28 protein-coding genes and 1 tRNA gene are annotated in these 25,538 nt (G+C 60.9%); 19 read left to right on the forward strand and 10 right to left on the reverse strand.

Going from position 1 to position 25,538, the window contains the following annotated elements; translation table 11 throughout:
• Nucleotides 1–163: 163 nt before the first annotated feature.
• Nucleotides 164–964: a VPLPA-CTERM sorting domain-containing protein gene (locus ACTCHC_RS07015; protein ID WP_463021771.1), complete on the forward strand. Its 801-nt coding sequence runs from the start codon at nt 164–166 to the stop codon at nt 962–964.
• Here ACTCHC_RS07015 and ACTCHC_RS07020 read toward each other — a convergent pair.
• A complete protein-coding gene (locus ACTCHC_RS07020) occupies nt 961–1,425 on the reverse strand; it encodes a disulfide bond formation protein B (RefSeq protein ID WP_463021772.1) in 465 nt (154 codons plus the stop codon). The two genes, ACTCHC_RS07015 and ACTCHC_RS07020, sit on opposite strands and share 4 nt — an antisense overlap.
• A complete protein-coding gene (locus ACTCHC_RS07025) occupies nt 1,422–2,000 on the reverse strand; it encodes a YqaA family protein (protein ID WP_463021773.1) in 579 nt (192 codons plus the stop codon). The genes ACTCHC_RS07020 and ACTCHC_RS07025 overlap by 4 nt, the downstream gene beginning before the upstream one ends.
• 131 nt (nt 2,001–2,131) lie before the next feature.
• Between ACTCHC_RS07025 and ypfJ the strand changes: the two genes are divergently transcribed.
• The 4 genes from ypfJ to ACTCHC_RS07045 all read left to right on the forward strand — a co-directional run bounded on the left by ypfJ (nt 2,132) and on the right by ACTCHC_RS07045 (nt 5,509).
• Nucleotides 2,132–2,980: a KPN_02809 family neutral zinc metallopeptidase gene (gene ypfJ, locus ACTCHC_RS07030; protein WP_463021774.1), complete on the forward strand. Its 849-nt coding sequence runs from the start codon at nt 2,132–2,134 to the stop codon at nt 2,978–2,980.
• A 55-nt stretch (nt 2,981–3,035) separates the two neighbouring features.
• A tRNA-Leu gene (locus tag ACTCHC_RS07035) sits at nt 3,036–3,119 on the forward strand.
• Between the two features lie 478 nt (nt 3,120–3,597).
• Nucleotides 3,598–4,236 carry a Hint domain-containing protein gene (locus ACTCHC_RS07040; protein ID WP_463021775.1) on the forward strand — a complete coding sequence of 213 codons (639 nt, stop codon included), beginning with the start codon at nt 3,598–3,600 and terminating at the stop codon, nt 4,234–4,236.
• A 190-nt stretch (nt 4,237–4,426) separates the two neighbouring features.
• Nucleotides 4,427–5,509 (forward strand): Hint domain-containing protein, encoded by a 1,083-nt coding sequence (locus ACTCHC_RS07045; protein ID WP_463021776.1) that lies wholly within the window; start codon nt 4,427–4,429, stop codon nt 5,507–5,509.
• 4 nt (nt 5,510–5,513) lie between these two features.
• Here ACTCHC_RS07045 and ACTCHC_RS07050 read toward each other — a convergent pair whose 3' ends face one another.
• Nucleotides 5,514–6,155 carry a nucleotidyltransferase family protein gene (locus ACTCHC_RS07050; protein WP_463021777.1) on the reverse strand — a complete coding sequence of 214 codons (642 nt, stop codon included), beginning with the start codon at nt 6,153–6,155 and terminating at the stop codon, nt 5,514–5,516.
• A gap of 119 nt (nt 6,156–6,274) precedes the next feature.
• On the opposite strand from ACTCHC_RS07050, the gene ACTCHC_RS07055 reads away from it, so the two are divergent.
• Entirely contained in the window at nt 6,275–7,642 is a 1,368-nt protein-coding gene (locus ACTCHC_RS07055; RefSeq protein ID WP_463021778.1) for a class II 3-deoxy-7-phosphoheptulonate synthase, read from the forward strand.
• Nucleotides 7,643–7,788: 146 nt separating this feature from the next.
• Here ACTCHC_RS07055 and ACTCHC_RS07060 read toward each other — a convergent pair whose 3' ends face one another.
• Entirely contained in the window at nt 7,789–8,442 is a 654-nt protein-coding gene (locus ACTCHC_RS07060) for a PAS domain-containing protein (RefSeq protein ID WP_463021779.1), read from the reverse strand.
• Nucleotides 8,443–8,574: 132 nt separating this feature from the next.
• Between ACTCHC_RS07060 and ACTCHC_RS07065 the strand changes: the two genes are divergently transcribed.
• Genes ACTCHC_RS07065 through ACTCHC_RS07075 form a run of 3 tightly spaced genes read left to right on the forward strand, consistent with a single transcriptional unit; the run spans nt 8,575 to nt 10,643 of the window.
• A complete protein-coding gene (locus ACTCHC_RS07065; RefSeq protein ID WP_463021780.1) occupies nt 8,575–9,468 on the forward strand; it encodes a YicC/YloC family endoribonuclease in 894 nt (297 codons plus the stop codon).
• A gap of 3 nt (nt 9,469–9,471) precedes the next feature.
• Nucleotides 9,472–10,116, forward strand: coding sequence for a guanylate kinase (gmk, locus tag ACTCHC_RS07070; protein WP_463021781.1), 645 nt, complete (start codon nt 9,472–9,474; stop codon nt 10,114–10,116).
• Nucleotides 10,113–10,643 carry a gamma carbonic anhydrase family protein gene (locus tag ACTCHC_RS07075; protein ID WP_463021782.1) on the forward strand — a complete coding sequence of 177 codons (531 nt, stop codon included), beginning with the start codon at nt 10,113–10,115 and terminating at the stop codon, nt 10,641–10,643. Before gmk ends, ACTCHC_RS07075 begins: the two co-directional genes overlap by 4 nt.
• On the opposite strand, the gene ACTCHC_RS07080 is transcribed toward ACTCHC_RS07075, so the two are convergent.
• The gene (locus ACTCHC_RS07080) at nt 10,640–11,020 is read right to left on the reverse strand and encodes a hypothetical protein (protein ID WP_463021783.1); all 381 of its coding nucleotides are present in this window, start codon (nt 11,018–11,020) and stop codon (nt 10,640–10,642) included. The genes ACTCHC_RS07075 and ACTCHC_RS07080 overlap by 4 nt on opposite strands.
• Before the next feature lie 218 nt (nt 11,021–11,238).
• Between ACTCHC_RS07080 and ACTCHC_RS07085 the strand changes: the two genes are divergently transcribed.
• The 7 genes from ACTCHC_RS07085 (at nt 11,239) to phoB (ending at nt 18,590) form a co-directional block, all read left to right on the forward strand.
• Nucleotides 11,239–12,279, forward strand: coding sequence for a sensor histidine kinase (locus ACTCHC_RS07085; RefSeq protein WP_463021784.1), 1,041 nt, complete (start codon nt 11,239–11,241; stop codon nt 12,277–12,279).
• A 168-nt stretch (nt 12,280–12,447) separates the two neighbouring features.
• A complete protein-coding gene (locus tag ACTCHC_RS07090) occupies nt 12,448–13,470 on the forward strand; it encodes a substrate-binding domain-containing protein (RefSeq protein ID WP_463021785.1) in 1,023 nt (340 codons plus the stop codon).
• Nucleotides 13,471–13,538: 68 nt separating this feature from the next.
• Complete coding sequence (gene pstC, locus ACTCHC_RS07095) at nt 13,539–14,999, forward strand: phosphate ABC transporter permease subunit PstC (protein WP_463021786.1); 1,461 nt, start codon at nt 13,539–13,541, stop codon at nt 14,997–14,999.
• Nucleotides 14,996–16,354, forward strand: a complete 1,359-nt coding sequence (gene pstA / locus ACTCHC_RS07100; RefSeq protein WP_463021787.1) for a phosphate ABC transporter permease PstA — start codon at nt 14,996–14,998, stop codon at nt 16,352–16,354. The genes pstC and pstA overlap by 4 nt, the downstream gene beginning before the upstream one ends.
• A 12-nt stretch (nt 16,355–16,366) precedes the next feature.
• The gene (pstB, locus tag ACTCHC_RS07105) at nt 16,367–17,164 is read left to right on the forward strand and encodes a phosphate ABC transporter ATP-binding protein PstB (RefSeq protein ID WP_463021788.1); all 798 of its coding nucleotides are present in this window, start codon (nt 16,367–16,369) and stop codon (nt 17,162–17,164) included.
• 14 nt (nt 17,165–17,178) lie between these two features.
• Nucleotides 17,179–17,898, forward strand: coding sequence for a phosphate signaling complex protein PhoU (phoU, locus tag ACTCHC_RS07110; protein WP_463021789.1), 720 nt, complete (start codon nt 17,179–17,181; stop codon nt 17,896–17,898).
• Nucleotides 17,898–18,590: a phosphate regulon transcriptional regulator PhoB gene (phoB, locus tag ACTCHC_RS07115; RefSeq protein ID WP_463021791.1), complete on the forward strand. Its 693-nt coding sequence runs from the start codon at nt 17,898–17,900 to the stop codon at nt 18,588–18,590. Before phoU ends, phoB begins: the two co-directional genes overlap by 1 nt.
• A 61-nt stretch (nt 18,591–18,651) precedes the next feature.
• Here phoB and ACTCHC_RS07120 read toward each other — a convergent pair whose 3' ends face one another.
• Both ACTCHC_RS07120 and ACTCHC_RS07125 read right to left on the reverse strand, forming a co-directional pair.
• Nucleotides 18,652–19,461: an enoyl-CoA hydratase-related protein gene (locus ACTCHC_RS07120; RefSeq protein WP_463021792.1), complete on the reverse strand. Its 810-nt coding sequence runs from the start codon at nt 19,459–19,461 to the stop codon at nt 18,652–18,654.
• A gap of 85 nt (nt 19,462–19,546) precedes the next feature.
• On the reverse strand, nt 19,547–20,353 hold the full coding sequence (locus ACTCHC_RS07125; protein ID WP_463021793.1) for an alpha/beta hydrolase: 807 nt from the start codon (nt 20,351–20,353) through the stop codon (nt 19,547–19,549).
• A gap of 166 nt (nt 20,354–20,519) precedes the next feature.
• Between ACTCHC_RS07125 and aroQ the strand changes: the two genes are divergently transcribed.
• Both aroQ and ACTCHC_RS07135 read left to right on the forward strand, forming a co-directional pair.
• Nucleotides 20,520–20,963: a type II 3-dehydroquinate dehydratase gene (gene aroQ, locus ACTCHC_RS07130; RefSeq protein WP_463021794.1), complete on the forward strand. Its 444-nt coding sequence runs from the start codon at nt 20,520–20,522 to the stop codon at nt 20,961–20,963.
• Complete coding sequence (locus tag ACTCHC_RS07135) at nt 20,960–21,712, forward strand: helix-turn-helix transcriptional regulator (protein WP_463021795.1); 753 nt, start codon at nt 20,960–20,962, stop codon at nt 21,710–21,712. Before aroQ ends, ACTCHC_RS07135 begins: the two co-directional genes overlap by 4 nt.
• Before the next feature lie 284 nt (nt 21,713–21,996).
• Here the strand turns inward: ACTCHC_RS07135 and tsf are convergent, their stop codons facing one another.
• Both tsf and rpsB read right to left on the reverse strand, forming a co-directional pair.
• On the reverse strand, nt 21,997–22,872 hold the full coding sequence (gene tsf / locus ACTCHC_RS07140; RefSeq protein WP_463021796.1) for a translation elongation factor Ts: 876 nt from the start codon (nt 22,870–22,872) through the stop codon (nt 21,997–21,999).
• Between the two features lie 83 nt (nt 22,873–22,955).
• Entirely contained in the window at nt 22,956–23,726 is a 771-nt protein-coding gene (gene rpsB, locus ACTCHC_RS07145) for a 30S ribosomal protein S2 (protein ID WP_463021797.1), read from the reverse strand.
• A 313-nt stretch (nt 23,727–24,039) separates the two neighbouring features.
• Here rpsB and ACTCHC_RS07150 point away from each other — a divergent pair, with 313 nt between their 5' ends.
• Nucleotides 24,040–24,777 carry a DUF502 domain-containing protein gene (locus ACTCHC_RS07150; protein WP_463021798.1) on the forward strand — a complete coding sequence of 246 codons (738 nt, stop codon included), beginning with the start codon at nt 24,040–24,042 and terminating at the stop codon, nt 24,775–24,777.
• Here ACTCHC_RS07150 and ACTCHC_RS07155 read toward each other — a convergent pair.
• Nucleotides 24,771–25,538 (reverse strand): patatin-like phospholipase family protein (locus tag ACTCHC_RS07155; RefSeq protein WP_463021799.1); only part of this gene is annotated, 768 nt, incomplete at its 5' end. The two genes, ACTCHC_RS07150 and ACTCHC_RS07155, sit on opposite strands and share 7 nt — an antisense overlap.

The following is a 25,538-nucleotide window of genomic DNA, read 5'->3' on the forward strand; positions in this document are numbered from 1 at the left end:
ACTAGCATGTCACCAATCCCGGATCGGCCTGATCTTGCCGCAAGGGAAGCGGCATTCCGCCAAACCTGCGGGCCAGCGCCACGATTGCACCCGGATGAGTTGTGGAACAAATTTCATGCCGTGGTATTTTTGTTTTACCGATTATGTTTGAAAGGGTTTTGAAATGAACAGACTCTTGCCTTTGGCGGGGCTGGCCGGGTTGATTTTCGCCGCTGCACCTGTCGCTGCCTCGACCACCACGATGACCTATAATTTCGACACGCAGCCTGCCGATATCTGTGCCGGGGTTGCGGTTCAGGGGCCCATCACCGGCACCATGCCCAACCAATGCCTGTATGGCATCGCGTTGCAATCGGTGGTTCTGGGCGATGACGGCCTGTATGACAGCGCCATGCTGAGCACCGATCATGGCTATGTCTTCGATCTGCTGGCAGGCGATATCTTTGCCTTGTCCAGGATCCAGCGCATAGATGCCCGCGCGGTGGCTGATTACACCGCCTTTTATGACGCCTTGCCGCTGGCCGATCAGTTTTCCTATCCGCATGGCTATTATTACCCCGGCGAATGGCCGGTGGAGTTTCTGGCCGAATACACCGCTTACAGCGCGGAAAAAGACCCGCTCAGCGGTTTGCTGATCCAGGGCTATCGCAACAACGTGCTCAAGGCCGAACAACTGATCACCAGCGATGGAAACGGGCTGGCCTTCGATCCGGCCTTCACCAAGCTTGACCGCGTGACGATCACTGCCACCAATGGCGGCAATCTGTATGGCTTCAACGGTTTCATCACCTCGACGATTGCGGGGGGGTATTATTATGCCTGCGAGGCCAATTGCGTCGGCGGCAGCTATGACAACCTGGTGCTGAACATCGCCGCGGTGCCGTTACCGGCCGGCGGGCTGCTGCTGGGGACAGGGCTGATCGGCCTGACCGTCGCCAGACGTCGCAAGAAACGCGCCGCCTAGGATTTCAGGGCGGCGCGCAGCCAGATCAGCGCCAGAATCAGCGCGAAAATCGCGTTCAGGTTGGCCATGGACAGACCGAACATCTGCCAGGCTACCTGATCGCACATAATCACGCGCGGCGCTTCGGTCACGCTTAACAGATCCTTGCCGGACAGGCCCGACAGGGCATTGCCGCCGCCGGTGCAGGATGTTGGCCCCTGCCACCAATGCCGCTCCACACCACTGTGATACAGGCCGATGCCGCTGGTCGCCAGCGCGGCCAGCGCCCCGAGCGCGGGCAGGGCCGCCCCCCGCCACATCAGCGCCAGCAGGCCGATAACGACCGCCGCCAGATGCGGCCAGCGCTGCCAGATGCACAGTTCGCAAGGCGGATAGCCGCCAATATACTGGAATCCAAGCGCCCCCAGCAGCAACGCCGCCGAGCCACCCGCCGCCAGCAATATCAAACCATTGCGTGTCACAGGTATTTCACCAGAAAGAACCCGCCCACCAGCAACACCATGAACAGGGTAAACATCAACCCCAGCCGGCGTTCGATGAAATCACGAATGGGTGTGCCGAATTTCCACAACAGGGCCGCGACCACGAAAAACCGCAAGCCGCGCGCGATGATGGCGGCGACAATGAACACCGGCAATGACAGATGCGTCCAGCCCGATACGATGGTGATCACCTTGAACGGGAACGGCGTCACACCGGCCACCAGAACCGCCCAGGCACCATAATGGTTGAAGCGTTCAGCAAAGGCGGTGGCGGCGTCGGTCTTGCCATAGAATTCAAGGATGTGCTGGCCGATGCTGTCAAACAGCACAGCCCCGATGAAATAGCCCAGCAATCCGCCCAGAACCGATGCCACCAGCGCGATCAGCGCGATCAGCCAGGCGCGTCTTGGTCGCGCCAGGATCATCGGGATCATCAGCACATCGGGCGGAATCGGAAAGACCGAGCTTTCGATAAAGGCGACCAAGGCCAGCGCCCAAAGGGCGTATCGGCTGTCGGCCAGCGAAATTGTCCAGTCATACAGCTTGCGGATCATCGCGGCCCGTCCCTTGCATCGGTCGCCGCAGTTGCATCATGGGGGCGGCGGAAGGTCAAGATGCGGAAAGCTTTGCGCCGAACGAACATGCCGATTAGAAGTTGTCTGGTGTATCGGGTCAGGGGTGTCACATGAAATGGCAAGGTCGGCGCGGCAGCGGCAATATCGAGGACCGGCGCACGCGCCGGGGCGGGGCCGCCGTCGGCGGCATCGGCGGGCTTGGCGTTCTGGCGGTGCTGGTCATCGGTTACTTTCTGGGTATCGACGTGACCCCGCTGTTGCAGGATGTCGCAGCGCCCCAGCCTGGGGCAACGGTCGAACTGACCGAGGCGGACAGGCGCGCCGGTGAATTCGTATCCGTCACCCTGGCCGATACCGAAGAAATATGGGCCGGCATCTTCGACCAGCAGGTCGATCGCCCCTATCAGCCCCCGGTTCTGGTGCTGTTCAAATCGGCCACGCAATCGGCTTGTGGCGGGGCAAACGGGGCAACGGGCCCGTTTTACTGCCCGTCCAATCAGAAGGTTTATCTGGACACCGATTTCTTCACCACCCTGTCGCAGCGCCTGGGGGCAGGGGGCGATTTCGCCGCCGCCTATGTCATCGCGCATGAGGTGGCCCATTCGGTGCAGGACCAGCTTGGTATCCTGGGGCAGGTCAATCAGCTGCGCCAGCGTGCATCGGCTGAACAGTCCAACGCGCTGTCGGTGCGCATCGAATTGCAGGCCGATTGTTTTTCCGGCGTCTGGGCCGCTCATGCCCAGAACCGGTTCGCCACCCTGGAACCCGGCGATGTGGCCGAGGCAATGAATGCCGCCAGGCAGATCGGCGATGATACGTTACAGCGCAATGCCGGCCAGCGCCCGATGCCCCATACCTTTACCCATGGCACATCGGAACAGCGCCAGCGCTGGTTTGCGACCGGATACAACAGCGGTGACATGAATACCTGCAACACCTTCGAGGCGCGCAACCTGTAACGCATTTCTGCCCGTTGACCGCCGCGCGGGGGCGCGCTAAACGACCCGGCACAGGGCCCGAGTGGCGGAATGGTAGACGCAGGGGATTCAAAATCCCCCGCCGCAAGGCTTGTCGGTTCGAGTCCGACCTCGGGTACCAGGGCTTTCTTTCCATCGCGACAGCATCCCGATTCGGCGGGGTTCTGCCGATCTGCGGCAGGTCGGACGATCAATCCGGCGTGGCGACCCCGATTGTGCATGTTTCCCGAACGATCGCGCCGCCATATTCCTGCCACAATTGCGCAGCGATGCCCGGGTTTCTGGCAAGGCCCCAAAAAACAGGCGATTTCCTGAAAATCAGGGTGACTTGCGCCATATCTCTTGGAAAACAGGCGAATATTGCTGCTTTTCATTTCCGAATTTCAGGCTGATCCAGCATCATGAAGGCATAAATGTGTCATGACTTGACCGCTTTCGCCGCATTGACGCCCTGCTTTTCGCCATCTCGATGCCACTTTTCGCTTCACGGCGTGGCATGCTGGCGTAAACAGAAGGCGTCTGGGTGGGGGCACCGGAAGCGGCACCTGCCGACGAAAACAGACCGTGCCGGAAACGGCGCGACACGAAAGGAAGACGGGATGACCCGACCTGAAGGAAACATCGCGACAGCCCGGCCCGGCGCGGCTGGCATCGTCGTGCCGTGTTTCACGCCTGGCACCAGCATCGCCACGCCCAAGGGCGAACGCATGGTCGATTTCCTGAAGCCCGGCGACAAGGTCATCACACGCGACAATGGCATTCAGGAAATCCGCTGGATCGGCAAGCGTGTTCTGAACGGGCGCGACATGACCATCGCGCGGCATCTGAAGCCTGTTCTGATCCGGGCCGGTGCCTTGGGGGGTGGCTTGCCCGAGAACGATATCGTCGTCAGCCCGAACCACCGCTTTCTGACCAATACCGATCGCAGCCTCGTCGAATACAGCGACCCCGAGGCGCTGGTGGCGGCCAAGCATCTGGTCAACAACCGGGGCATTCATGTGCTGGACACGCTGTCCACCACCTATATTCACTTCATGTGTGACCGACACGAAATCGTGCTGGCGCATGGCTGCTGGACCGAAAGCTATCAGCCGACCCAGCGCACGATCGACGGAATGGGAAATGCACAGCGCACAGAGCTGCTGGAGCTGTTCCCAAGCCTGAAGACAAAGGAAGGCGTCGCCGGCTTTACCGCCGCGCGCCCGACCACAACCGATCCGGTCATCCGGATCCACTGACGCGGAATATGCAGCCGGGCAGGCGCGTGTTGCGCATGTCCCCTGTCCGGACCGCGTTCTGTGGATGTGGTCCGGACAGTAAAATTTGAATGTGACGGTCGGGTGGGGGCCCGGCCGGAGCGGTGAACAGCGGGATGAACACGGCTGTTCCATCGCCAAGCGGGTGTAGATGAGTTGAAAAGGTGCTGCCATGGCCGTGATTACCGGAAATGACGAAGACAACGTGCTGCGTGGCACGAACAAGGCCGACACGATTTATGGCAAGGATGGCGATGACGTCATCAATGGCCGCGGCGGCGATGACATCATCTATGCTGGTGACGGTGATGACGTTGTTGAAAGCAGCCCCGGCGATGACATCATCTATGGCGAAGAGGGCAACGATATCCTGGAAGGCGGCACCGGCGACGACGTGATCTATGGCGGCCCCGGCGATGATCGCATGAATGGCGATCAGGGCAGCGACCGCTTTATCATCACCGAGGCCGGCAATGACAGGGTATTCGGCGGCGAGGATTGCGACGGCAAAGATATCGACGTTCTGGACCTGTCGGCGGGGTTGGGCACGGCCTATGCCGATGTGAACGTTCTTTATGATCCCAATGACCCCGAAGCCGGGACCGTTCAGTTTCTGGATGACCAGGGCACGGTGACCGGCACGCTGACCTTCAAGGAAATTGAAAAGGTCATCGTCTGTTTCACGCCAGGCACCATGATCGCCACCCCCAAGGGCCTGCGCCCGGTGCAGGATCTGCGCACAGGCGACCGGATCATCACCCGCGATAACGGCATTCAGGAAGTGCGCTGGACCGGCCGCAGCGATGTGGGGGCCGCCGCCATGGCCGCCGCGCCGCATCTGCGCCCGATCCTGGTGCGCGCCGGGGCCTTGGGCAATGGCATGCCGGACCGCGACATGATGGTCAGCCCCAGCCACCGGATGCTGGTGGCCTCGGATCGCTCGGCGCTGTATTTCAATGAACACGAAGTTCTGGTGGCGGCAAAACATCTGCTGCATATGCCCGGGATCGAACGCGCGCCGGTGCAGGACACCGCCTATCTGCATTTCCTGTGCGACCGCCACGAGGTCGTTCTGTCCGATGGCACCTGGACCGAAAGCTTCCAGCCGGGCGATCATTCGCTGGGCGGCATGGACCACGCGCAGCGGGCCGAGATTTTTGAACTGTTCCCCGATCTTGCGACCGCACCGGGGCTGGCGGCCTATACCGCCGCGCGCAAGACCCTGAAACGGCACGAGGCGCGGCTGCTGGCGTAATGGCCTAGCCCGTCTGCCCGCTTCGCCGCCGCCATTCGGCCCAGTCCTGCGGCGTGTCCAGATCGGTCACGGCCCGCAGACCGGGCAGGGGGATGGTGCGTATGCTCTCGGCATGGGCGGCCAGAACCGGTCGCGCGCCGGTATCACCGGTCAGGTCCGTCAACGCCCCAAACAGCGGCCGCGCGAACAGCACGGGATGCCCCGGCCGGCCTTCGGGTGTAACGGCGCGCAGGATCAGGGCGGTGGGATCGGCGCTGAACCCGTCGATGAACCGGATCAGGTCTTCCGTCCCCAGATCGGGCATATCGGCGGGCAGTATGATCACCGCCGCGATATCGGCGGGCAGGGCGCGGACCCCGGCCCGGATCGAGGCCGCCATGCCTTCTGTGGCGTCGTCCACCATGACCATCTGCACCGCCAGCCCGTCCAGCGCCGCGCGCCGCGCGGGATTGCCGGGTGGCAATGTCACCACAACCTGCGCGCCCGTGGCCAACGCCGCGCTGGCCTGACGCCGCAACAACGGCACGCCGCCCACCGGCTGAAGCAGCTTGTCCGGCCCGTTCATGCGTCGTGATGCACCAGCCGCCAGCACAAGCACGGCGATGCGGGGGGCGGGGGTGTTGCGGGATGTTTTGCCTTGCGCCATGGCACAAGCGAAAGCAGGTTTGCCGCGCGCAATCAAGGCCCGGCCCGTTTTTGGGTGGCGCGGGCCAGCGGCAGAGCCTATATGTGCGGGCGCGAAACCAGACTTGCGGAGCAAAGATAATGACGACGTGGCAGAAAACCGACTGGCGGACCAGGCCCCGGGTTCAGATGCCCGACTATACCGATCCGGCCGCGCTGACCGCGGTCGAAGCGCAGCTGTCGAAATTTCCGCCGCTGGTCTTTGCCGGCGAGGTGCGCAGCCTGCGCGCCAAGCTGGCCGCCGCATCGCGCGGCGAGGCCTTCCTGTTGCAGGGCGGCGACTGCGCCGAAAGCTTTGCGGAATTTTCCGCCGACAATATCCGCGACACGTTCAAGGTGCTGTTGCAGATGGCTGTGGTGCTGACCTTTGCCGCCAAGGTGCCTGTGGTCAAGGTGGGCCGCATGGCTGGCCAGTTCGCCAAGCCGCGTTCGGCCCCGACCGAAACCATCGGCGGGGTGGAACTGCCATCCTATCGCGGCGATATAATCAACGGCTTTGATTTCACCCCCGAGGCCCGCGTGCCCGATCCTAGCCGGATGTTGCAGGCCTATACCCAGGCGGCGGCGTCGCTGAACCTGTTGCGCGCGTTTTCCAAGGGCGGCTATGCCGATATTCACCGGGTTCACAGTTGGACTCTGGGCTTCACCGATCGTGAAGAAGCCGAGAAATACCGCGAAATGGCCAGCCGCATATCGGACACGCTGGATTTCATGTCTGCCGCCGGGATCACGTCGGAAACGTCGAACGCGATGTCGACGGTGGATTTCTATACCTCGCACGAGGCGCTGCTGCTGGAATATGAAGAGGCCTTGACACGGGTGGATTCGACCACCGGCCAGACCATTGCCGGATCGGGCCATATGATCTGGATCGGGGATCGCACGCGCCAGCCGGACGGGGCGCATGTCGCCTTTGCGCGCGGTGTGCAGAACCCGATCGGGCTGAAATGCGGGCCCTCGCTGAGCAGTGACGATCTGAAGCGGCTGCTGGAGCTGTTGAACCCCAAGAACGAGGCCGGGCGCATCACCCTGATCGCGCGGTTCGGGGCGGGCAAGGTCGGCGATCACCTGCCGCGCCTGATCAGGGCGGTGCGCGAAGAGGGCGCGAATGTGCTGTGGACCTGCGACCCCATGCACGGCAACACGATCAAATCGGCCAGCGGTTACAAGACACGCCCGTTCGAAAACGTGCTGCACGAGGTGCAGGAGTTTTTCGCGATCCACAAGGCCGAAGGCACCATTCCCGGCGGCGTGCATTTCGAGATGACCGGCAAGGATGTGACCGAATGCACCGGCGGCGTGCGTGCCGTCAGTGATGAAGATCTGTCAGATCGGTATCATACGGCCTGCGATCCGCGGCTGAATGCCAGCCAGGCGCTGGAACTGGCGTTTCTGGTTGCCGAAGAACTGTCAGGCCGACGCGAAGAGGCCCGGCGCGCGATCCTGTAATCCGTGGTTCCGGCAGTGATGCCTGTGGATCGTCGTTCTGATTTGCGCCCCGAACCGATGGTCGGGGCGCAACCGTTTGGGGCAGGCGTTGAGCGGCCGTCTGGCGGATCAGTTGCGCCGTGAGTATTTTCACCAAGGTGATGGAGCTAGGGTAAAGTATCGGCGCTGTCGCTTTTCACCAGGCGCAGATGCGGGCGGGCCGGTTGTTCGAAAGCGGTGTGGGTTTCGGCGAAACCGGAGACCGGGCTGCCGTGCCCGATCGGTGGGGGCGCCAGTCGCCGGATCTGGGTCGATGTGATCCGCAAGCGGCAAGGGACGCGCCTGCCTTGCCCGTCGGTCGCCAGACAGGCCAGCGCGCGGCTGACCCCGCCCTGATCGTCGCGCAGGGGCAGAATCAGCATCAGACCTTCCAGAGTGCCGTTTTCACCGGTCAGGCTGAGCCGCAGGGATTGTGGCCGGTCGAACAGATCGCCGGCGATATCAGCCAGGATGTCGCGCGCCTTTGGCACGAACAGGGTGCCCAAGGGCAGGCCGCGCAGATCCATGCCCATCAGCGCATTCACGGACTGGCCCGACAGCCGGATGCGCATCTGCCCTGCGGCGATACGTTCAAGCATCAGGATATGCGGCAGCGCCTGGTCCAGCCCGCGCGGATCCAGATCGGCGCGATCGGGCAGCGCGCGCCCGTCACGCAGCGCGTCCCAGTAGGATTCGACCTGATCAATCAGGGGAAAACGCATATTCCGGCGAAACCCGTTGAGGGGAATGATCTTGTCCCCGCTGTAAAAAATCCGTTCCATGCCGCACCTTGACGCTGCACCCCGGGGTGCCGTTGTCGTTGCGGGACGGTCTGTGCTAACGCTGGCCCGCAACGGTTACCCAAGTGTTAACATGGCATGATCCGCCACCAATTTAGGGAAAATTTTCGGCATATGGTTAACTCGATGACAGGTTTTGCCAGTGGCGCGGGCCAGATGGACGGGCTGCGCTGGTCCTGGGATATTCGCAGCGTCAATGCCAAGGGTCTGGATCTGCGCCTGCGGGTGCCCGACTGGATTGGCGGGCTGGAACAGGCGATCCGCGCAGAGCTGACGCGCCGGCTGGGGCGTGGCAATGTCAGCCTGACATTGCGGCTGACGCGCGATGCGGCGGCGGGCGGGCTGGTGATCGACAGTCAGGCGCTGGCCGGTGCGCTGGCCGCCATCGGGCAGATAGAGGCGGCCGCGCAGCAGCAGGGGCTGGCATTGCGCCCGGCCAGTGCCGCCGATGTGGTGAATATGCGCGGGGTTCTGGGAACGCCCGCCGAGGAGGACGAGGAAACCGGGCCACTTCTGGCGGCGCTGATGGAAGATCTGGCCGGGCCGGTCGCGGCGCTATGTGCGATGCGGGCCGAAGAAGGGCGGGCCTTGCTTGGGGTCTTGCACGGGCATCTGGACCAGATCGAGACCCTGGTGCGGGCGGCATTGCAAGAGGCCGAGCAACGCAAGGATCAGATGGCCGAGACCCTGAACGCCAATCTGGCGCGGGTGCTGGCCGGTGCCGACGCGGCCGATGCCAATCGCGTGGCGCAGGAACTGGCGCTGATCGCCGTCAAGGCCGATATTCGCGAGGAACTGGACCGGCTGGAGGCGCATGTGCTGGCCGCGCGCGGCTTGTTGACAAGCGATGACCCCGTGGGGCGGCGGCTGGATTTCCTGATGCAGGAATTCAACCGCGAAGCCAACACCCTGTGTTCCAAGGCGCAGTCGGTGGCGCTGACCCGGATCGGACTTGACCTGAAGGCCGTGATAGACCAGATGCGCGAACAGGTTCAGAACGTGGAGTAAGACATGGCCAGCCGGCACGGATTGCTGATTATCCTGTCTTCGCCATCGGGCGCGGGCAAATCGACACTGGCGCGCCGCCTGCGTGATTGGGACCCCGATATCCGGTTTTCGGTATCCGCCACGACCCGCCCCCCGCGCCCCGGCGAACAGGACGGGCGGGAATATTTCTTTCGCACGCCTGAGGAATTCAATGCCATGGTCAAGGCCGGCGCGATGCTGGAACATGCCGAGGTGTTCGGAAACCTTTACGGATCACCCGCTGCCCCCGTGCAGGCCGCGATCAGCGCCGGACAGGATGTGTTGTTCGATATCGACTGGCAGGGCGGCCAACAGGTGCGCGAAACCAGCCTGGGCAATTTGCACGCGCTGTCGATCTTTATCCTGCCGCCCTCGATCGCTGAACTTGAACAGCGGTTGCGCAGCCGGGGCCAGGATGACGACGCAGTGATTGCCACACGCATGCGCAAAAGCCGTGACGAGATCAGCCATTGGGCCGAATATGATTATGTGCTGGTGAATGACGATCTGGATGCTACCTTTGCCAGGCTGCAAACCATCGTCAGCGCCGAACGTCTGCGCCGGTCGCAGCAGCCCGATCTGGTAGAGATCGTCCGCAGGCTGAACAGCGAGTTCGAGGAGAGATCATGACAATTTACGCATTCGACGGCATCGCCCCGACATTTCCCGATGACGGCGATTACTGGATCGCGCCCGATGCCAATCTGATCGGGCGGGTCGTGATCGAAAGCGGGGCATCGGTCTGGTTCGGCTGCACGCTGCGCGGGGATAACGAATTCATCACCGTGGGCAGGGGCAGCAATGTTCAGGAAAACGTGGTTTGCCACACCGATTATGGCTTTCCGCTGACCATCGGGCGCGATTGCACCATTGGGCACAAGGCGCTTTTGCATGGCTGCACCATTGGCGATCAGACGCTGATCGGGATGGGTGCGATGGTCATGAACGGGGCCAAGGTGGGGAATAACTGCCTGATCGGGGCGGGGGCGATCGTGACCGAGGGCAAGGAAATTCCGGACGGGTCGATGGTGCTGGGTGCGCCAGGCAAGGTCGTGCGCCAGCTGGACGAGGCATTCTTGCAGCGGCTCAAACGCTCGGCCGAGACCTATCAGAAAAAGATGCGCGCGTTTCGCGCGGGGCTGAGCGTGATCGGTTAATGCCGGGCAAGGCATACCAGCGTGACCTGAACGCGCGGGCATAGCGCGCGCAATTCATTGCGGACGACCTCGGGGCGGGGCAGTGGCGGGGTGACCACGACATAACTGCCCCGCCAACCCGACAGCCCCAATTCGCGCGCCATATCGCTGGCATCAAACTGGTCCGACATCAGCGGCGTCACCACGCATTCGGCAAAGGGGACACTGGCCAATGCGGCATGCAGGAACGCAAAGGGCAACCGTTCGATGCGGCATATTTCGGCCCGCTCGGGGATATCAGGCAACTGGTCCTCGCTCAGCCCGAAGACCAGCGCAACCGGCCCTGACGCGGCTTCATTACTGGTGCCGGGACGCAGGTTAAGATGTTTGAACGCCAATTTACCGCAGCCTTGAATTAACCCATACCAATTGGCCTAGCCTGTGCTGCGACAGATTGCTGCGCTTCAGATCGAAATACCAGTGTTTTCAGATCGAAGGCCGAATTCCGTAGAAAAATGTCATCAGTTGAACCGATGTTTAGTCAAATGTCTCGTGATTTGGATTTTTCACGTGATAGTGATCATGGCGGCGAACAGTCATACAGGTCATGCAGCGAATGGAATCCGAACTTGTCCGAACCATCCTTGCTGGGATTCCACGGCCCATCGTGCTGATCTCGGCCGATGAACGGGTCGCGGCGATGAATGATCGTGCGCGCCAGATGTTCGGGTCGGCCGGAATCGGGCGGCATTACATCACGGTGCTGCGCCAGCCCGCATTGCTGGACAGCGTCGAGATGACCCTGCGCCTGGGTCAGACGCGCAGCATTCGCTATCTGACCACTGATCTGACCCGCGAAGCCACGTTCGAGGTGACATCCAGCCCCATAGAGGACAGGGGCCGACAGGGTGCGCTGTTGTGTTTCGAGGATGTGACAGAACGCGAACAGGCCGGCGAGATCCGCCGCGATTTCGTAGCCAATGTAAGCCATGAACTGAAAACCCCGCTGACGGCGCTGCTGGGATTCATCGAAACGCTGAAAGGACCCGCACGCAACGATCCCAAGGCGCGGGACCGTTTCCTGGACATCATGGAGCGCGAGGCAGAGCGGATGAACCGCCTTGTGCGCGATCTTCTGTCACTCAGCCGGGTCGAGGCCGAAGAACGGGTGCGTCCGTCGACCCGTGTGGATGTGGTCGCACTGGTGCGCTCGTCGGTGCTGACGCTGCGCCCGATGGCCAATGACGCCGGTGTGCGGTTGATTGTAACCGGTCACGAGGATCCGGTGATGGTGCCGGGCGATTCCGATCAACTGGTGCAGGTCTTTACCAACCTGATCGAGAACGCGATCAAATATGGCGGGGCCGGGGGCAGGGTGACGGTGGAAATCAGCGTTCTCGAACGTGAACTGGCCTTTCGCGGGCCGGGTATCCGGATCGACGTGATCGACCAGGGCGAAGGATTCGACCCGGTGCATATTCCGCGACTCACCGAACGATTTTACCGCGTCGACAGCCACAGATCGCGCGAAAAGGGCGGCACCGGGCTGGGGCTGGCCATCGTCAAGCATATCGTGAACCGTCATCGCGGCCGTTTTCGCATTGAAAGCACGCCGGGGCAGGGCAGCCGCTTTTCCATCATGTTGCCAACCAGTTAACGAGGCCCGGATTTCGTCGACAACTCTTTCCAGTTGTCTAGATTTTCGCCGGCCCTCCGGTTGTCATCAAACTGTTACGTATCTGTCACAAAAGCATTGTCACACAGCACTACGACGCGGCTGAGGTTTCCATTCGGGGAACCGTCATCAAGACATCAGGAGCTATATATGTCCTTTGTGAAACTGACCGCCTCTGCGATGGCAATCGCAGCCGTTTCGGCAACCGCAGCGATGGCACGTGACAATATCCAGATCGCCGGTTCCTCGACGGTTCTGCCCTATGCAACCATTGTCGCCGAAGCCTTTGGCGAGAATTTCGATTTCCCGACCCCGGTGGTCGAGGGCGGTGGTTCGGGTGCCGGCCGCAAGAAACTGTGCGAAGGCGTGGGCGAGAACACCATCGACATCGCCAACTCTTCCTCGCGCATCAAGCAATCCGATATCGACCTGTGCGCCTCGAACGGCGTGAACGAGATCATCGAGGTCCGCATCGGCTATGATGGCATCGTCTTTGCCTCGGATATCAACGGCGCAGAATTCGGCTTTACCCCGGCTGACTGGTACAATGCACTGGCCGCCAAGGTCGTGGTTGACGGCAAACTGGTCGACAACCCGAACAAGAGCTGGAACGAAGTCAACGCAGCACTGCCCGATCAGGCGATCCTGGCCTTCATCCCGGGCACCAAGCACGGCACCCGCGAAGTATTCGACGAGAAGGTGATCGCGGCCGGCTGTGAAGAAACCGGCGCCGCTGCCGCCTTCAAGGCCGCTGGCGACGACAAGGGCTGCACCATGCTGCGCACGGACGGTATGTCGGTCGATATCGACGGCGACTATACCGAAACGCTGGCCCGCCTGGAGGCCAACAAGAACGCCATTGGCGTGTTCGGCCTGTCCTTCTATGAAAACAACACCGACAAGCTGCGCGTCGCCACCATGTCCGATGTCGTTCCTTCGACCGAGTCGATCTCTTCGGGTGAATATCCGGTGTCGCGTCCGCTGTATTTCTACATCAAGAAGGCCCACCTGGGCGTGATCCCGGGCCTGCAGGAATATGTCGACTTCTTCGTGTCGGATGACATGGCAGGCCCCGACGGCCCGCTGGCCGCCTATGGCCTGGTATCCGACCCCGAGCTGGCCAAGACCCAGGAAATGGTCGCCGCCGGCACCCCGATGGGCCCGCTGAAGTAAGCACCATCCGCGGATGGCGCCGTGCGGGCGCCATCCGTCCCTTTTTCTGACCTGTCACCGGAGCTGCCATGAGCATTGGACTCATTTCGCTGATCGTGCTTGCCATTGCGGCAATCGGTTTCATTCTTGGTCGTCAGCGATCGCTGCAGATGGTCGATGGCGATATTCGCAAATTGCATTCCCTGCCTGGATATTACGGTCAGACTGTCGCGCTGTTCGCGGCCGTTCCCGCCTTTCTGGTGATGATGATCTGGCTGTTGGCGCAACCGATTTATATCGAAAGCCGCGTGTCGGGCATGATCGGCACGGCAGACATCGCCGAGGGCAGCTCGATCAGCCTGGTCATGGCCGATGTCCGGCGCATTGCAGACGGTCTGGACAAGGCCGTCGCGGCCGGTCTGGCGACCGAAGACGATCTTGACAGGATGCGGGCCGATTTCACCGATGTGCGCGGCAGACTGGCAGAAGTTGGTATCGCCGTGGGCTCGAATGTCGGCCAGCCCGCATTTTTGGCGGCCAAGGAATATCGCACGCTCAGCACAGGGCTGCGCCTGGCCATGGCGGGGATCGTTCTGGCGCTTTGTCTTGGCGGGGCGATCTATGCCTATCTGCGCATCACCCCGGAATTTCGTGCCCGCAACGTGTCGGAACTGTCGATCAAGTCGCTGCTGATCCTGTCGTCACTGGTGGCGATCCTGACGACCGTGGGCATCGTTCTGTCGCTGGTCTTCGAGACCGCGCATTTCTTCCGCCTGTATCGGGCCAGCGATTTCTTTTTCAACCTGACCTGGAACCCGCAGTTTCGCGGCGGGTCCGACCTTGGGATCATCCCGCTGCTGTGGGGCACACTGTATGTGTCTTTCGTGGCGCTGATCTTCGCGGTGCCGGTCGGGCTGATGGCGGCCATCTACATGGCGGAATATGCCACCAAGACCGTGCGTTCGGTGGCCAAGCCCGCCATCGAGATCCTCGCCGGCATTCCCACCATCGTCTATGGCCTGTTCGCCCTGATCACGGTGGGCCCGTTGCTGCGGGATTATTTCGCCCAGCCGCTGGGCTTGGGGGCATCCTCGTCCTCGGTGATGACGGCGGGCCTGGTGATGGGGCTGATGCTGATCCCGTTCGTATCGTCGCTGTCCGATGACGTGATCAACGCCGTGCCGCAGGCAATGCGCGACGGGTCTTACGGGCTGGGGGCAACCCAATCGGAAACCGTCAAGCAGGTGATCCTGCCGGCCGCCTTGCCCGGCATCGTGGGGGCGATCTTGCTGGCCGCCAGCCGCGCCATCGGCGAAACCATGATCGTGGTCATGGGGGCAGGGGCCGCGGCCAAGCTGAGCCTGAACCCCTTTGAGGCGATGACGACGATCACCGTCAAGATCGTCAGCCAGCTGACCGGCGATACCGAGTTCGCCTCGCCCGAAACGCTTGTCGCCTTTGCCCTTGGCCTGTCGCTGTTCGTCGTGACGCTGGGGCTGAACGTGGTCGCACTTTATATCGTGCGCAAATACCGGGAGCAGTACGAATGACCGATTTGACCGCCTCTTCTGCTGCGGGCGGGGCCTCGCCGCACAGTGGATCGCTGCTGACGATCGACCCGCTGACCCGCAAGCGCAACGCCGCCGAAAGCCGGTTCAGGATCTATGGCATCGTTGCCGTTGCCATCGGCGTGCTGGCGCTGGTCGCGCTGCTGACCTCGGTGCTGGCCAATGGTCTGTCGGCCTTCAACCAGACCTTCATCCGCATGGAGGTCTATCTTGACCCCGCCAGACTGGACAAGGTTGGCGAGCGCAACCCCGATGACATCGCCAAGACAACCACCTTCGGCTATCTGCCGCTGATCGAAAAATCATTCGAAACCGCCTTTCAGCGGCCCGAAATCGGGCTTGAGGGGATCACTGTCAAACAGGCTGCCAAGCTGATTTCAGCCGAGGCCCCGGCCCAGTTGCGCCGTTTCGTCATCGCCAATCCCGACCGTATCGGCGAAACGGTATCCTTCGATTTTCTGGCCAATGGCCGGATCGACGGCTATTATAAGGGGCGCGTCACGATGGAAACCGCGCAAGTCGACAGCAACGTCTCGCCCGAGCAATTGCAATTGGCTGACCAGTTGAAAGAGGCCGGGCTGCTGACCACTCATTTCAACTGGGATTTCCTGACAAATGCCGACGCTTCGGAAACCCGCCCCGAGGCCGCTGGCCTTGGCGTTGCAATCCTTGGCTCGCTTTACATGATGATGGTAGTTCTGGTTCTGGCCTTGCCCATCGGCGTGGCCGCCAGCATCTATCTGGAAGAATTCGCGCCCCAGAACCGCTGGACCGACATCATCGAGGTGAATATCTCCAATCTGGCCGCAGTGCCGTCGATCGTGTTCGGTATCCTGGGGCTTGCAATCTTCATCAACTTTGCCGGTCTGCCACAATCGGCACCCATTGTGGGCGGGCTGGTGCTGACACTGATGACGCTGCCAACGATCATCATCGCCACCCGGGCCTCGCTGAAATCGGTGCCGCCCAGCATCCGCAACGCGGCGCTGGGTGTAGGGGCGTCGAAAATGCAGGCTGTGTTCCACCATGTTCTGCCGCTGGCCGCGCCCGGCATTCTGACCGGCACGATCATCGGCCTGGCCCAGGCGCTGGGTGAAACCGCGCCGCTGCTGCTGATCGGCATGGTGGCCTTCGTGCGTGACTATCCTGCCGGGCCGCCCGAAGGGCTGTTCGATCCGGCATCGGCGCTGCCGGTGCAGGTTTACAACTTTACACAGCGCGCCGACCCTGCCTTTGTGGAACGGGCTTCGGGGGCGATCATCGTGCTGTTGATCTTCCTTTTGTTCATGAACGCCGTCGCGATCCTGCTGCGCCGCCGTTTCGAACGCCGCTGGTAAGGACCGCCGAAAATGAACGATATGCGAATTGTGGAGAGAGACGTGAGCACCAACAACATCAAGATCACGGCGCGCGACTGTCAGGTCTATTACGGCGAAAACCACGCGATCAAGGATGTTAACGTCGATATTCTGGACAAGACCGTGACCGCCTTCATCGGGCCGTCGGGCTGTGGCAAATCCACCTTCCTGCGCTGCCTGAACCGGATGAACGACACCATTCCGGTCTGCCGGGTTACGGGCGATATCCTGCTGGACGGCGAAGATATCTATGACTCCAAGGTCGATCCGGTGCGGCTGCGCGCCAAGGTGGGCATGGTGTTCCAGAAACCCAACCCGTTCCCCAAGTCGATCTATGACAATATCGCCTATGGACCGCGCATTCACGGCCTTGCCAGAAACAAGGCCGAACTTGATGAGATCGTTGAAAAATCCCTGCGGCGCGGCGCGATCTGGAACGAGGTGAAAGACCGGCTGGATGCCCCGGGCACCGGCCTGTCGGGCGGTCAGCAGCAACGCCTGTGTATCGCGCGCGCCATCGCCACCGAACCCGAGGTTCTTCTGATGGACGAACCCTGTTCGGCGCTGGACCCGATCGCGACCGCGCAGGTCGAGGAACTGATCGACGAATTGCGCTCGCAATATTCGGTGGTGATCGTGACGCATTCGATGCAGCAGGCCGCGCGCGTCAGCCAGAAAACCGCGTTCTTCCACTTGGGCAATCTGGTGGAATATGGCGAGACCGGGCAGATTTTCACCAACCCCAAAGACCCGCGGACCGAAAGCTATATCACTGGCCGGATCGGCTGAGAAAGGCGTATCAAATGTCGGATAAAGGCCAACATATCGTTGCTTCCTATGATCGCGATCTTGAAGCGATCCAGGCGCTTATCATGAAAATGGGCGGGCTGGTCGAGGCCGCCATTCTGGATGCCGCCACATCGCTGGAACGGCGCGATGAAGAACTGGCAGAACGCGTGCGCCAGGGCGACAAGGCCATCGACGCATTGGAAGAGCGCGTGAACGAGGAATGCGCCCGCCTGTTGGCAATGCGCCAGCCCATCGCATCGGACCTGCGCACCGTGCTGAGCGTGATGAAAATCAGCGCCAACCTGGAGCGGGTGGGGGACTATGCCAAGAATCTGGCCAAGCGTACCTCGGTTCTGGTTCAGATGCAGCCCATCGAAGGCTCGGCCGGCGCGATCCGGCGCATGGCCAAGGCGGTCGAGGGCATGATGAAGGATGCGCTGGATGCCTATATCCAGCGGGATGCCGAACTGGCCCAGGATGTGCGGATGCGCGACCATGATGTTGACCAGATGTATAACGCGCTGTTCCGCGAATTCCTGACCTTCATGATGGAAGATCCGCGCAACATCACCGCCTGCATGCATCTGCATTTCATCGCCAAGAACATCGAACGCATGGGCGACCATGTCACCTCCATCGCGGAACAGGTGATCTATCTGGTGACGGGCGTCATGCCCGAAGACAACCGTCCCAAGGGTGACCGGACGCCATACGACAATACGGGCGTGAAATGATGGCAGGCGCTGAACAACCAACCGTTCTGATCGTCGAGGATGAGCCCGCACAGCGCGAGGTTCTGGCCTATAACCTGGAAGCCGAGGGATTTGCCGTATCCAAGGCCGATAACGGTGAGGAAGCCTTGCTGTTGGTCGAGGAAGGCGCGCCCGATATCATCGTTCTTGACTGGATGCTGCCCAATGTGTCGGGGATCGAGGTGTGCCGCCGCCTGAAAAGCCGCACCGAAACCCGCAACGTGCCGATCATCATGCTGTCGGCCCGTTCCGAAGAGGTGGACCGGGTGAGGGGGCTTGAAACCGGGGCCGACGATTATGTCATCAAACCCTATTCGGTCGTCGAGCTGATGGCCCGTGTCCGCGCCCAGCTGCGCCGCACAAGGCCCGCATCGGTTGGCGAACAGTTGCAATTCGAAGATATCGTGCTGGATGCTGAAACGCATAAGGTGTTTCGCAGCGAAAAGATCCTGAAACTGGGCCCGACGGAATTCCGGCTGTTGTCGACCTTCATGGAAAAACCCGGCCGCGTCTGGAGCCGCGAGCAATTGCTGGATCGTGTCTGGGGCCGCGACATCTATGTCGATACACGTACCGTTGACGTGCATATCGGACGCCTGCGCAAGGCCCTGTGCCAATATGGTGGGGCAGACCCGGTGCGCACGGTGCGCGGCGCCGGATATGCGCTGGGCTAAGTCCGATAATAAGTATTATGTTAATTATTGATTGGATGGCATAGCAAACATACGCCGTTTGCTATTCGCCTCTCCACTGTGGTTTGCGTTTTTCTACAAAGGCTTGCGCGCCTTCCTTTATATCGCGGCTGTTTCGCATCGCCTCAAGCATTGAAAACCCGTCGCCGTGTTGGTTGTCAAAGCAGCGACGAATATCCGGGTTCTGCAATCCTTGCATCGCGACCTGCTTGGTGGCCATGACCGACAGCGGTGCATTCGCGGCAATGTCGCGCGCCATTGCCATGGACTGATCCATCAGGCGGTCGGCCGGTGCAATCTCGTTGATCAGCCCAAGGTCAAAGGCGCGCTGCGCGCTGACGGGTTTTGCGGTCAGCAAGATCTGCATCGCCGGCTTCAGCCCGATCTGCATCGGCAAGCGGATCATGCCACCACCAATCGCGGCCACGCCAATTTTCGGCTCCGGCAAACCAAAGGTCGCATGGTCTGTTGCAACGATCAGATCGCAGGCCAGCGCCAGTTCAAATCCACCACCCAGTGCCAGACCGTTCACAGCAGCAATAATCGGTTTGTAACAGTCATAACGCTGCGCCAATCCGCCGTAACCGCTTGGCGGATAGGATATTTTTCTACCTTCGGCGCTGATGCGGGCGTTTTCGGCAATGTCGGAACCGGCGCAGAACGCACGATCTCCCGCGCCCGTCAGAATGGCGACGCGCAACGTATCATCGTGCTGAAATTCGTCAAACACGCGATGCAATTCCCATTGCATCGCGTTGTTCAGCGCATTCATCTTGTCTGGGCGGTTCAACGTAACGATCAGTATATCGCCCTGTCGCTGAACAAGCAGCGAATTTGCAGACTGTGCCGGCATATGCGTGAACTTTCCAATCAAATCGGGCGCCCAACATGCAGGACGCCCGAAATTCAGCTTAAAACATAACCGTAAGTGGCTGTTTTCAAGCGTTTAACAGAATCTCCGTCAACTCTGTAGGATAATCGACCATGACATCATGCCCGACATCCAACGCGATGGCAGTCCAACCTGCATCTGCCTTTGCCGCGGCCAGCGCCGCATCGAAAGCCCCGCTGGCGAATTTCTGGGCGCGGATATAGGTCTTGCGAGAAATCGCAGCGCCGCCGGCCACCGGACCCGAGGGCTCCAGAAAGGTTTTCAGCGGTTGTGGTGTCATCTTGGCCGTCACCCATTCACTGTTTTCGGGTAATACCGCGAAATATTCAGCCGGAAGCGGATCCCAGGCACGCAGGCCATCGTCCCAGAGTTTCTGCATATATCCGCCGGTTTGCGGATCGGCCATGCTGGCCACGCTGTCGCCTTCGCCGGGATGGAACGCATCCAGATATACGATCGCGGATATCTTGTCGGCGGCCTTGTCGGCCACGCCGGTGATGACCATCCCGCCATAGGAATGACCCACCAGGATGATATCGCTCAGCCCTTCCCATTCGATCACGTTCAGAATGTCGGTGACATGCGTCGACAGGCCGGTTTCGTCCTCGCGCAGATGCGAGCGTTCGCCCAGACCGGTCAATGTCGGCGTGTACACCTTGTGGCCCTGGGCCTGCAATTGGTCGGCGACCCGCCGCCAGCACCAGCCGCCATGCCATGCACCATGTACCAGCACAAAGGTCTTGGCCTCGCCCGCAGCCTGCGCGGTATTGCCGGCCATGGTAACACCAACGGCCAGCCCTGCAGCCCCTGCCCCGAACATGCGTCGCGAAATTCCATAAGGTTTGTCAGTCATGGCTTCCTCCCATTTAAACACTGCGCAAATCTCTGGCAGGCCCGATCATATGTCAAGGTAAATGGCAGCGCCGTTGATGGCGAAACATCATCACCCCCGAAATGGCGCTAAACCCTCGACAGGCCATAGGGTTCGCGCATAGATTGATTGAAAAATGAGGGACGCGATGACGTCGATACTGATCCTGAACGGCCCGAACCTGAACCTGCTTGGAACCCGCCAGCCCGAGGTCTATGGCACCACGACCCTTGCCGATATAGAGGCGCTGTGTGTCGACACCGGGCGCGCGCTGGGGGTCAACATAAGCTGCCAGCAATCCAATCATGAAGGCGCGCTGATTGATGCGATACACGCCGCGCGCGGCCTGCATGATGGCATCATCCTGAATGCGGGGGCCTTTACCCATACTTCCGTTGCCTTGATGGATGCGATTTCATCGGCGCAATTGCCGGTGGTCGAACTGCACCTGTCCAATATCCATGCGCGCGAGGCCTTTCGGCATAAGTCCTATATCGCGCCAGTTGCTGTGGGCCAGATCTGCGGGTTCGGCGCTGCGGGTTATGCGCTGGCGATCAGGGCCTTGCTGGGACATCTGCAGGCAAAGACGTGATAATCGACGATCTGGAAGCCCTGACCGCGGCCGCGACCATCGAAGAGGTCTGGTCAATATTGCTGAAAACAATGGGCAGGTTCGGCTTCGATCGGCTTATCTATGGCTTTGCACATTTCCGGGCTACGGCCACGATCAGCGACGCGAGCGAGGCGTTGATCCTGTCAAACCTGCCGCAGCAATATATGAAGCGGTTCATTGATGACGGCCTGTATTTCAATGGCCCCATGGTGCGATGGGCTGCCGATAATGTCGGTGCGATGTCCTGGCAGATGCTGGCCGATCAGATCAGCGCAGGCACCCTGCCCGAGGCCCAGGCGCGCGTGGTTGCGGTCAATCACGCCTATAACGTGGTTGCGGGATATACGATCGGGTTCGCGCATAACGTGGGCCGGGCCAAGGGTGCGCTGGGGCTGATCGCCCGCCCCGGCCTGAGCCAAACCGATGCCGATGCAATCTGGGCGCGATACGGGCGCGAGATTATGCTGATATGCAATATCGCGCATCTGCGCCTGTCCACCCTGCCCTCGGCCAGCGCACGCAATGTGTTGACAAAGCGCCAGCGCGAAGTGTTGGAATGGGTCGGTCAGGGAAAGACATCGCAGGATATCGCCGCGATCATGGGGCTGACGCAGACAACCGTTGAAAAACACCTGCGGCTGGCGCGCGAAGCCTTGCAGGTGGATACGACGGCACAGGCCATTCTGAAGGCCGCCATTCACAAACATATTTTTCTGGTTGAAAACTGACTCGGGCATTCGCCCCAAAAGTATGGTATTCCACACTTTGATTACGCTACGTAATCTTTAGGCTGCAGGCGTTCCGTGAGTGGTGGCATTGGCCTGGGAACATGAACATCGTGCCCGCGCGATTACGTGAAGGCGGTGTTCTTAATAATCAGTCTGTCAGTGTATAGTCCGCTGACAGGCTGTCCCTCATGTTGCGTCTGCCCTCATCCCCAATGAAGCGGCGCGACAAAAAACGGTGCAGCCTTGCGGCTGCACCGTTTGCGTTTCATCAGGGCTTTTACAGATCAGCCCTTGGCAACCTTGGCCACTTCGGCGGCAAAATCTTCGGATTCTTTTTCAATGCCCTCGCCAACTTCGAGACGCTTGAACCCGATCACCTGAACGCCGGCTTCCTTGGCTGCGGCCTCGACCGTCAGGTCGGGGTTCACGACAAAGGCCTGCCCCAGCAGCGTCACTTCGGACAGGAACTTCTTCATCCGGCCCTCGATCATCTTTTCGATCACGGCTTCGGGCTTGCCGCTTTCGCGGGCCTGCTCGACCAGGATCGCCTTTTCACGGGCGACCAGCTCGGGCGACAGATCGTCGGCCCCCAGCGAGGCCGGATTGGCGGCGGCGATATGCATCGCGATCTGGCGGCCAATACCGTTATCGGTGCCTTTCATGGCGACCAGCACACCGATCTTGCCCATGCCATCCGTGGCGGCATTGTGCACATAAGCGGCGATGCTTTCGCCTTCGATCGATTCCATACGGCGCAGGGCCATGTTTTCGCCGATCGTGGCGATTTTCGCGGTGATTGTATCCTCGACCGATTTCCCGCCCAGATCGGCGGCTTTCAGGGCCTCCAGATCGGCAGATTTGAGCGCGACACCGGCAACGGCGGCGACCATGGTCTGAAATTCGGCGTTCTTGGCGACAAAATCGGTTTCAGAGTTGATTTCCACCACAATCCCGCGCCCGCCTTCCACCGCAACCGCGACCAGTCCCTCGGCGGCCGTGCGGCCGGATTTCTTGGCGGCCTTTGCCAGCCCCTTGGTGCGCAGCCAGTCAACGGCGGCTTCGAAATCGCCGTCGGTTTCGGTCAGCGCCTTTTTCGCATCCATCATGCCTGCGCCGGTTTGTTCGCGCAGTTCTTTCACCATTGCTGCGGTGATTGCCATCTCGGCTCTCCTCGATCAATTCTGTTACCCGGGCGCAAGCCCTAGCTGCGCCCGGTATCGTTCATGTGACAGTCGCGGGGCGATCAGGCCTCGGCGCGGGCTTCGTCCAGCAGTTCCTCGACGGGGGTGTCTTCCAGCGCGCCCAGATCGACGCCGGCGGCATCCATCTGTGCGGTCATCCCGTCCAGGGCCGCCCGGCTGATCAGATCGCAATACAGCGCAATAGCGCGGGCCGCATCGTCATTGCCGGGGATCACATAGTCGATGCCCTTGGGCGAACAGTTGGTATCGACCACCGCCACAACCGGGATACCCAGTTTCTTGGCTTCGGTGATCGCCAGGGCTTCCTTGTTCACGTCAATGACGAACAACAGGTCGGGCACGCCGCCCATTTCACGGATGCCGCCAAGGCTGGCCTGCAATTTGGCCTGCTCGCGCTCCATGCCAAGGCGTTCCTTCTTGGTCAGCCCTTCAAAGCCCTGCTCCATCTGCTCGTCGATGGCCTTGAGGCGCTGGATGGATTTCGACACGGTCTGCCAGTTGGTCAGCGTGCCGCCCAGCCAGCGGTGGTTCATGTAATACTGCGCGCATTTTTCGGCGGCTTCGGCCACCGGGCGCTGTGCCTGACGCTTGGTGCCGACAAACAGGATGCGGCCGTTGCGGGCCACCGTGTCGCGCACCAGTTTCAGCGCCGCATCCAGCATGGGCACGGTCTGGGTCAGGTCGATGATGTGAATGCCGTTGCGATCACCATAGATGAATTCCGCCATGCGCGGATCCCATCTTTGGGTCTGGTGGCCATAATGAACGCCAGCCTCAAGCAGCTGACGCATAGAAAAATCAGGAAGCGCCATATCCAATTCCTTTCCGGTTTGCGCCTGAGCGGGGCATCAGGGCGCCCGGGCATTGCCCGAACCCCAACCGGTGGACCAGACGGGATTTCTCCCCGAATGGCCCTACCCCGCCTGTGAAGTAGCGCGCGTTTAGACGCAATCCGCGCCCAAGACAAGCCCTGCCGGCGGTTTCGGCCAGATAATAGGCGCGCTGACCTGGCAAAACGGTAAAACGGCAGGTCGTATGACATATTTGCCCTGCCACAACGCGATCGCAGTTGTCGTCGCCCGGGCAACCGCCTAGATTGGCAAAGGCGCAGCGAGCAGCAGGATCATGACCGAACAGCACGACGAAGACGCCCCGCAACCCGAACGCCGGCGCCGCTTTTCGCCGTTGCGCGGACTGCGCGGATCGTTCCTGACAGGCATGGTGGTGATCGCCCCCATCGGGCTGACCGTCTGGCTGATCTGGACAATTATCGGCTGGGTGGATGGTTTCGTTCTGCCGCTGGTGCCCCAGAAATATCACCCGCAGAATTATATCGGCATCGACATTCACGGCGTCGGGGTGATCTTCTTTCTGATCTTCACGCTGATCGTCGGCTGGCTGGCCAAGGGCATTATCGGGCGCTCGCTGCTGGGTTGGGGAGAAAGTCTGGTTGACCGGATGCCGGTCGTGCGCAGCATCTATAACGCGCTCAAGCAGATTGCCGAAACCGTGTTCTCACAGGCGGAATCCTCGTTCGAGGAGACCTGCCTGGTTGAATATCCACGCAGGGGTGTCTGGGCGGTGGGCTTCATCACCACCGCAACCAAAGGCGAGATCGAACGTCGCATTCCCCGTGATGAGGCAATCATCAGCGTGTTCCTGCCCACAACGCCGAACCCGACATCGGGCTTTCTGTTGTTCGTGCCACGTTCCGATGTCATCGTGCTGAACATGACTGTCGAAGAAGCCGCCAAGATGGTCATCTCGGCCGGGCTGGTTCATCCCGAAGACCGGGGCACCCTGCCGGTGCCGATCCCGGGTGAAGGGCCACACAAGCCCACCCGCAAGCGCGCGGATCACTGAAACATCTGGATGAGATCCACCGTGGCGGTCTTGTTCAGGGCGGCGCGGTGTTGCGTCAGAAATTCTTCGGCCGTCTTGCGCCCGGCCAGTTTCAGCATATCCAGCAGCGCGGGGTTCGGCATGGCCTTGGTGGCCTCGGTCAGTTGCACCATCAGCGCATCATCGGCGATCATGTGAACCAGCACATCCTTCATCGACCCGCGCTCGATCCTGCCCTCGGCAATCAGGCGCTTGACGAAGGCAATCGCGCGCAGGTCGTGCAGCAGGGATGAATTGAAGCTGACCTCGTTGATGCGGCTGCGGATATCCTGTGGCGAGACGGGCACGTTTTCCCGCCGGATCGGGTTGATATTCACGATCACGATGTCATCGGGCAAGGCACGATCGTAAAGCGGAAACAGCGACGGATTACCGGTATAGCCGCCATCCCAATAGGCCTCGGTCACGCCGGTATCGGGGTCTTCGATCTCGATCGCCTGAAACATGGTGGGCAGGCAGGCCGAAGCCAGCAGCGCATCGGCGGTCACGTGGTCCTTGCCAAAGACCTTGACCTTGCCGCTGCGCACATTGGTGGCGCAGACGAAAAACGCCGGGCCATCGGTCGCACAGACAGAATCGAAATCCAGCTGTTCCACCACCCCGCGCAACGGATGCTTGTAAAGCGGGCCCATCGCATAGGGGCTGAACAGGCGCGATGCGCTTTCGGCCATCGCAAAGGCCATATTGGTGGCAAAACCCTGCGTGACCCAGGACATGGGCGG

Source organism: Actibacterium sp., from assembly GCF_055134745.1.

Bases quoted from the DNA above. Each gene is read 5' to 3' on its own strand.
- ACTCHC_RS07085 (WP_463021784.1), top strand. From the start codon at position 11,239: ATGGAATCCGAACTTGTCCGAACCATCCTTGCTGGGATTCCACGGCCC.
- ACTCHC_RS07075 (WP_463021782.1), top strand. From the start codon at position 10,113: ATGACAATTTACGCATTCGACGGCATCGCCCCGACATTTCCCGATGAC.
- phoU (WP_463021789.1), top strand. From the start codon at position 17,179: ATGTCGGATAAAGGCCAACATATCGTTGCTTCCTATGATCGCGATCTT.
- phoB (WP_463021791.1), top strand. From the start codon at position 17,898: ATGGCAGGCGCTGAACAACCAACCGTTCTGATCGTCGAGGATGAGCCC.
- ypfJ (WP_463021774.1), top strand. From the start codon at position 2,132: ATGAAATGGCAAGGTCGGCGCGGCAGCGGCAATATCGAGGACCGGCGC.
- ACTCHC_RS07025 (WP_463021773.1), bottom strand. From the start codon at position 2,000: ATGATCCGCAAGCTGTATGACTGGACAATTTCGCTGGCCGACAGCCGA.
- ACTCHC_RS07125 (WP_463021793.1), bottom strand. From the start codon at position 20,353: ATGACTGACAAACCTTATGGAATTTCGCGACGCATGTTCGGGGCAGGG.
- tsf (WP_463021796.1), bottom strand. From the start codon at position 22,872: ATGGCAATCACCGCAGCAATGGTGAAAGAACTGCGCGAACAAACCGGC.
- pstC (WP_463021786.1), top strand. From the start codon at position 13,539: ATGAGCATTGGACTCATTTCGCTGATCGTGCTTGCCATTGCGGCAATC.
- pstA (WP_463021787.1), top strand. From the start codon at position 14,996: ATGACCGATTTGACCGCCTCTTCTGCTGCGGGCGGGGCCTCGCCGCAC.
- ACTCHC_RS07120 (WP_463021792.1), bottom strand. From the start codon at position 19,461: ATGCCGGCACAGTCTGCAAATTCGCTGCTTGTTCAGCGACAGGGCGAT.
- aroQ (WP_463021794.1), top strand. From the start codon at position 20,520: ATGACGTCGATACTGATCCTGAACGGCCCGAACCTGAACCTGCTTGGA.
- ACTCHC_RS07055 (WP_463021778.1), top strand. From the start codon at position 6,275: ATGACGACGTGGCAGAAAACCGACTGGCGGACCAGGCCCCGGGTTCAG.
- ACTCHC_RS07060 (WP_463021779.1), bottom strand. From the start codon at position 8,442: ATGGAACGGATTTTTTACAGCGGGGACAAGATCATTCCCCTCAACGGG.
- ACTCHC_RS07045 (WP_463021776.1), top strand. From the start codon at position 4,427: ATGGCCGTGATTACCGGAAATGACGAAGACAACGTGCTGCGTGGCACG.
- ACTCHC_RS07065 (WP_463021780.1), top strand. From the start codon at position 8,575: ATGGTTAACTCGATGACAGGTTTTGCCAGTGGCGCGGGCCAGATGGAC.
- rpsB (WP_463021797.1), bottom strand. From the start codon at position 23,726: ATGGCGCTTCCTGATTTTTCTATGCGTCAGCTGCTTGAGGCTGGCGTT.
- ACTCHC_RS07050 (WP_463021777.1), bottom strand. From the start codon at position 6,155: ATGGCGCAAGGCAAAACATCCCGCAACACCCCCGCCCCCCGCATCGCC.
- ACTCHC_RS07015 (WP_463021771.1), top strand. From the start codon at position 164: ATGAACAGACTCTTGCCTTTGGCGGGGCTGGCCGGGTTGATTTTCGCC.
- ACTCHC_RS07150 (WP_463021798.1), top strand. From the start codon at position 24,040: ATGACCGAACAGCACGACGAAGACGCCCCGCAACCCGAACGCCGGCGC.
- pstB (WP_463021788.1), top strand. From the start codon at position 16,367: ATGAACGATATGCGAATTGTGGAGAGAGACGTGAGCACCAACAACATC.
- ACTCHC_RS07040 (WP_463021775.1), top strand. From the start codon at position 3,598: ATGACCCGACCTGAAGGAAACATCGCGACAGCCCGGCCCGGCGCGGCT.
- gmk (WP_463021781.1), top strand. From the start codon at position 9,472: ATGGCCAGCCGGCACGGATTGCTGATTATCCTGTCTTCGCCATCGGGC.
- ACTCHC_RS07090 (WP_463021785.1), top strand. From the start codon at position 12,448: ATGTCCTTTGTGAAACTGACCGCCTCTGCGATGGCAATCGCAGCCGTT.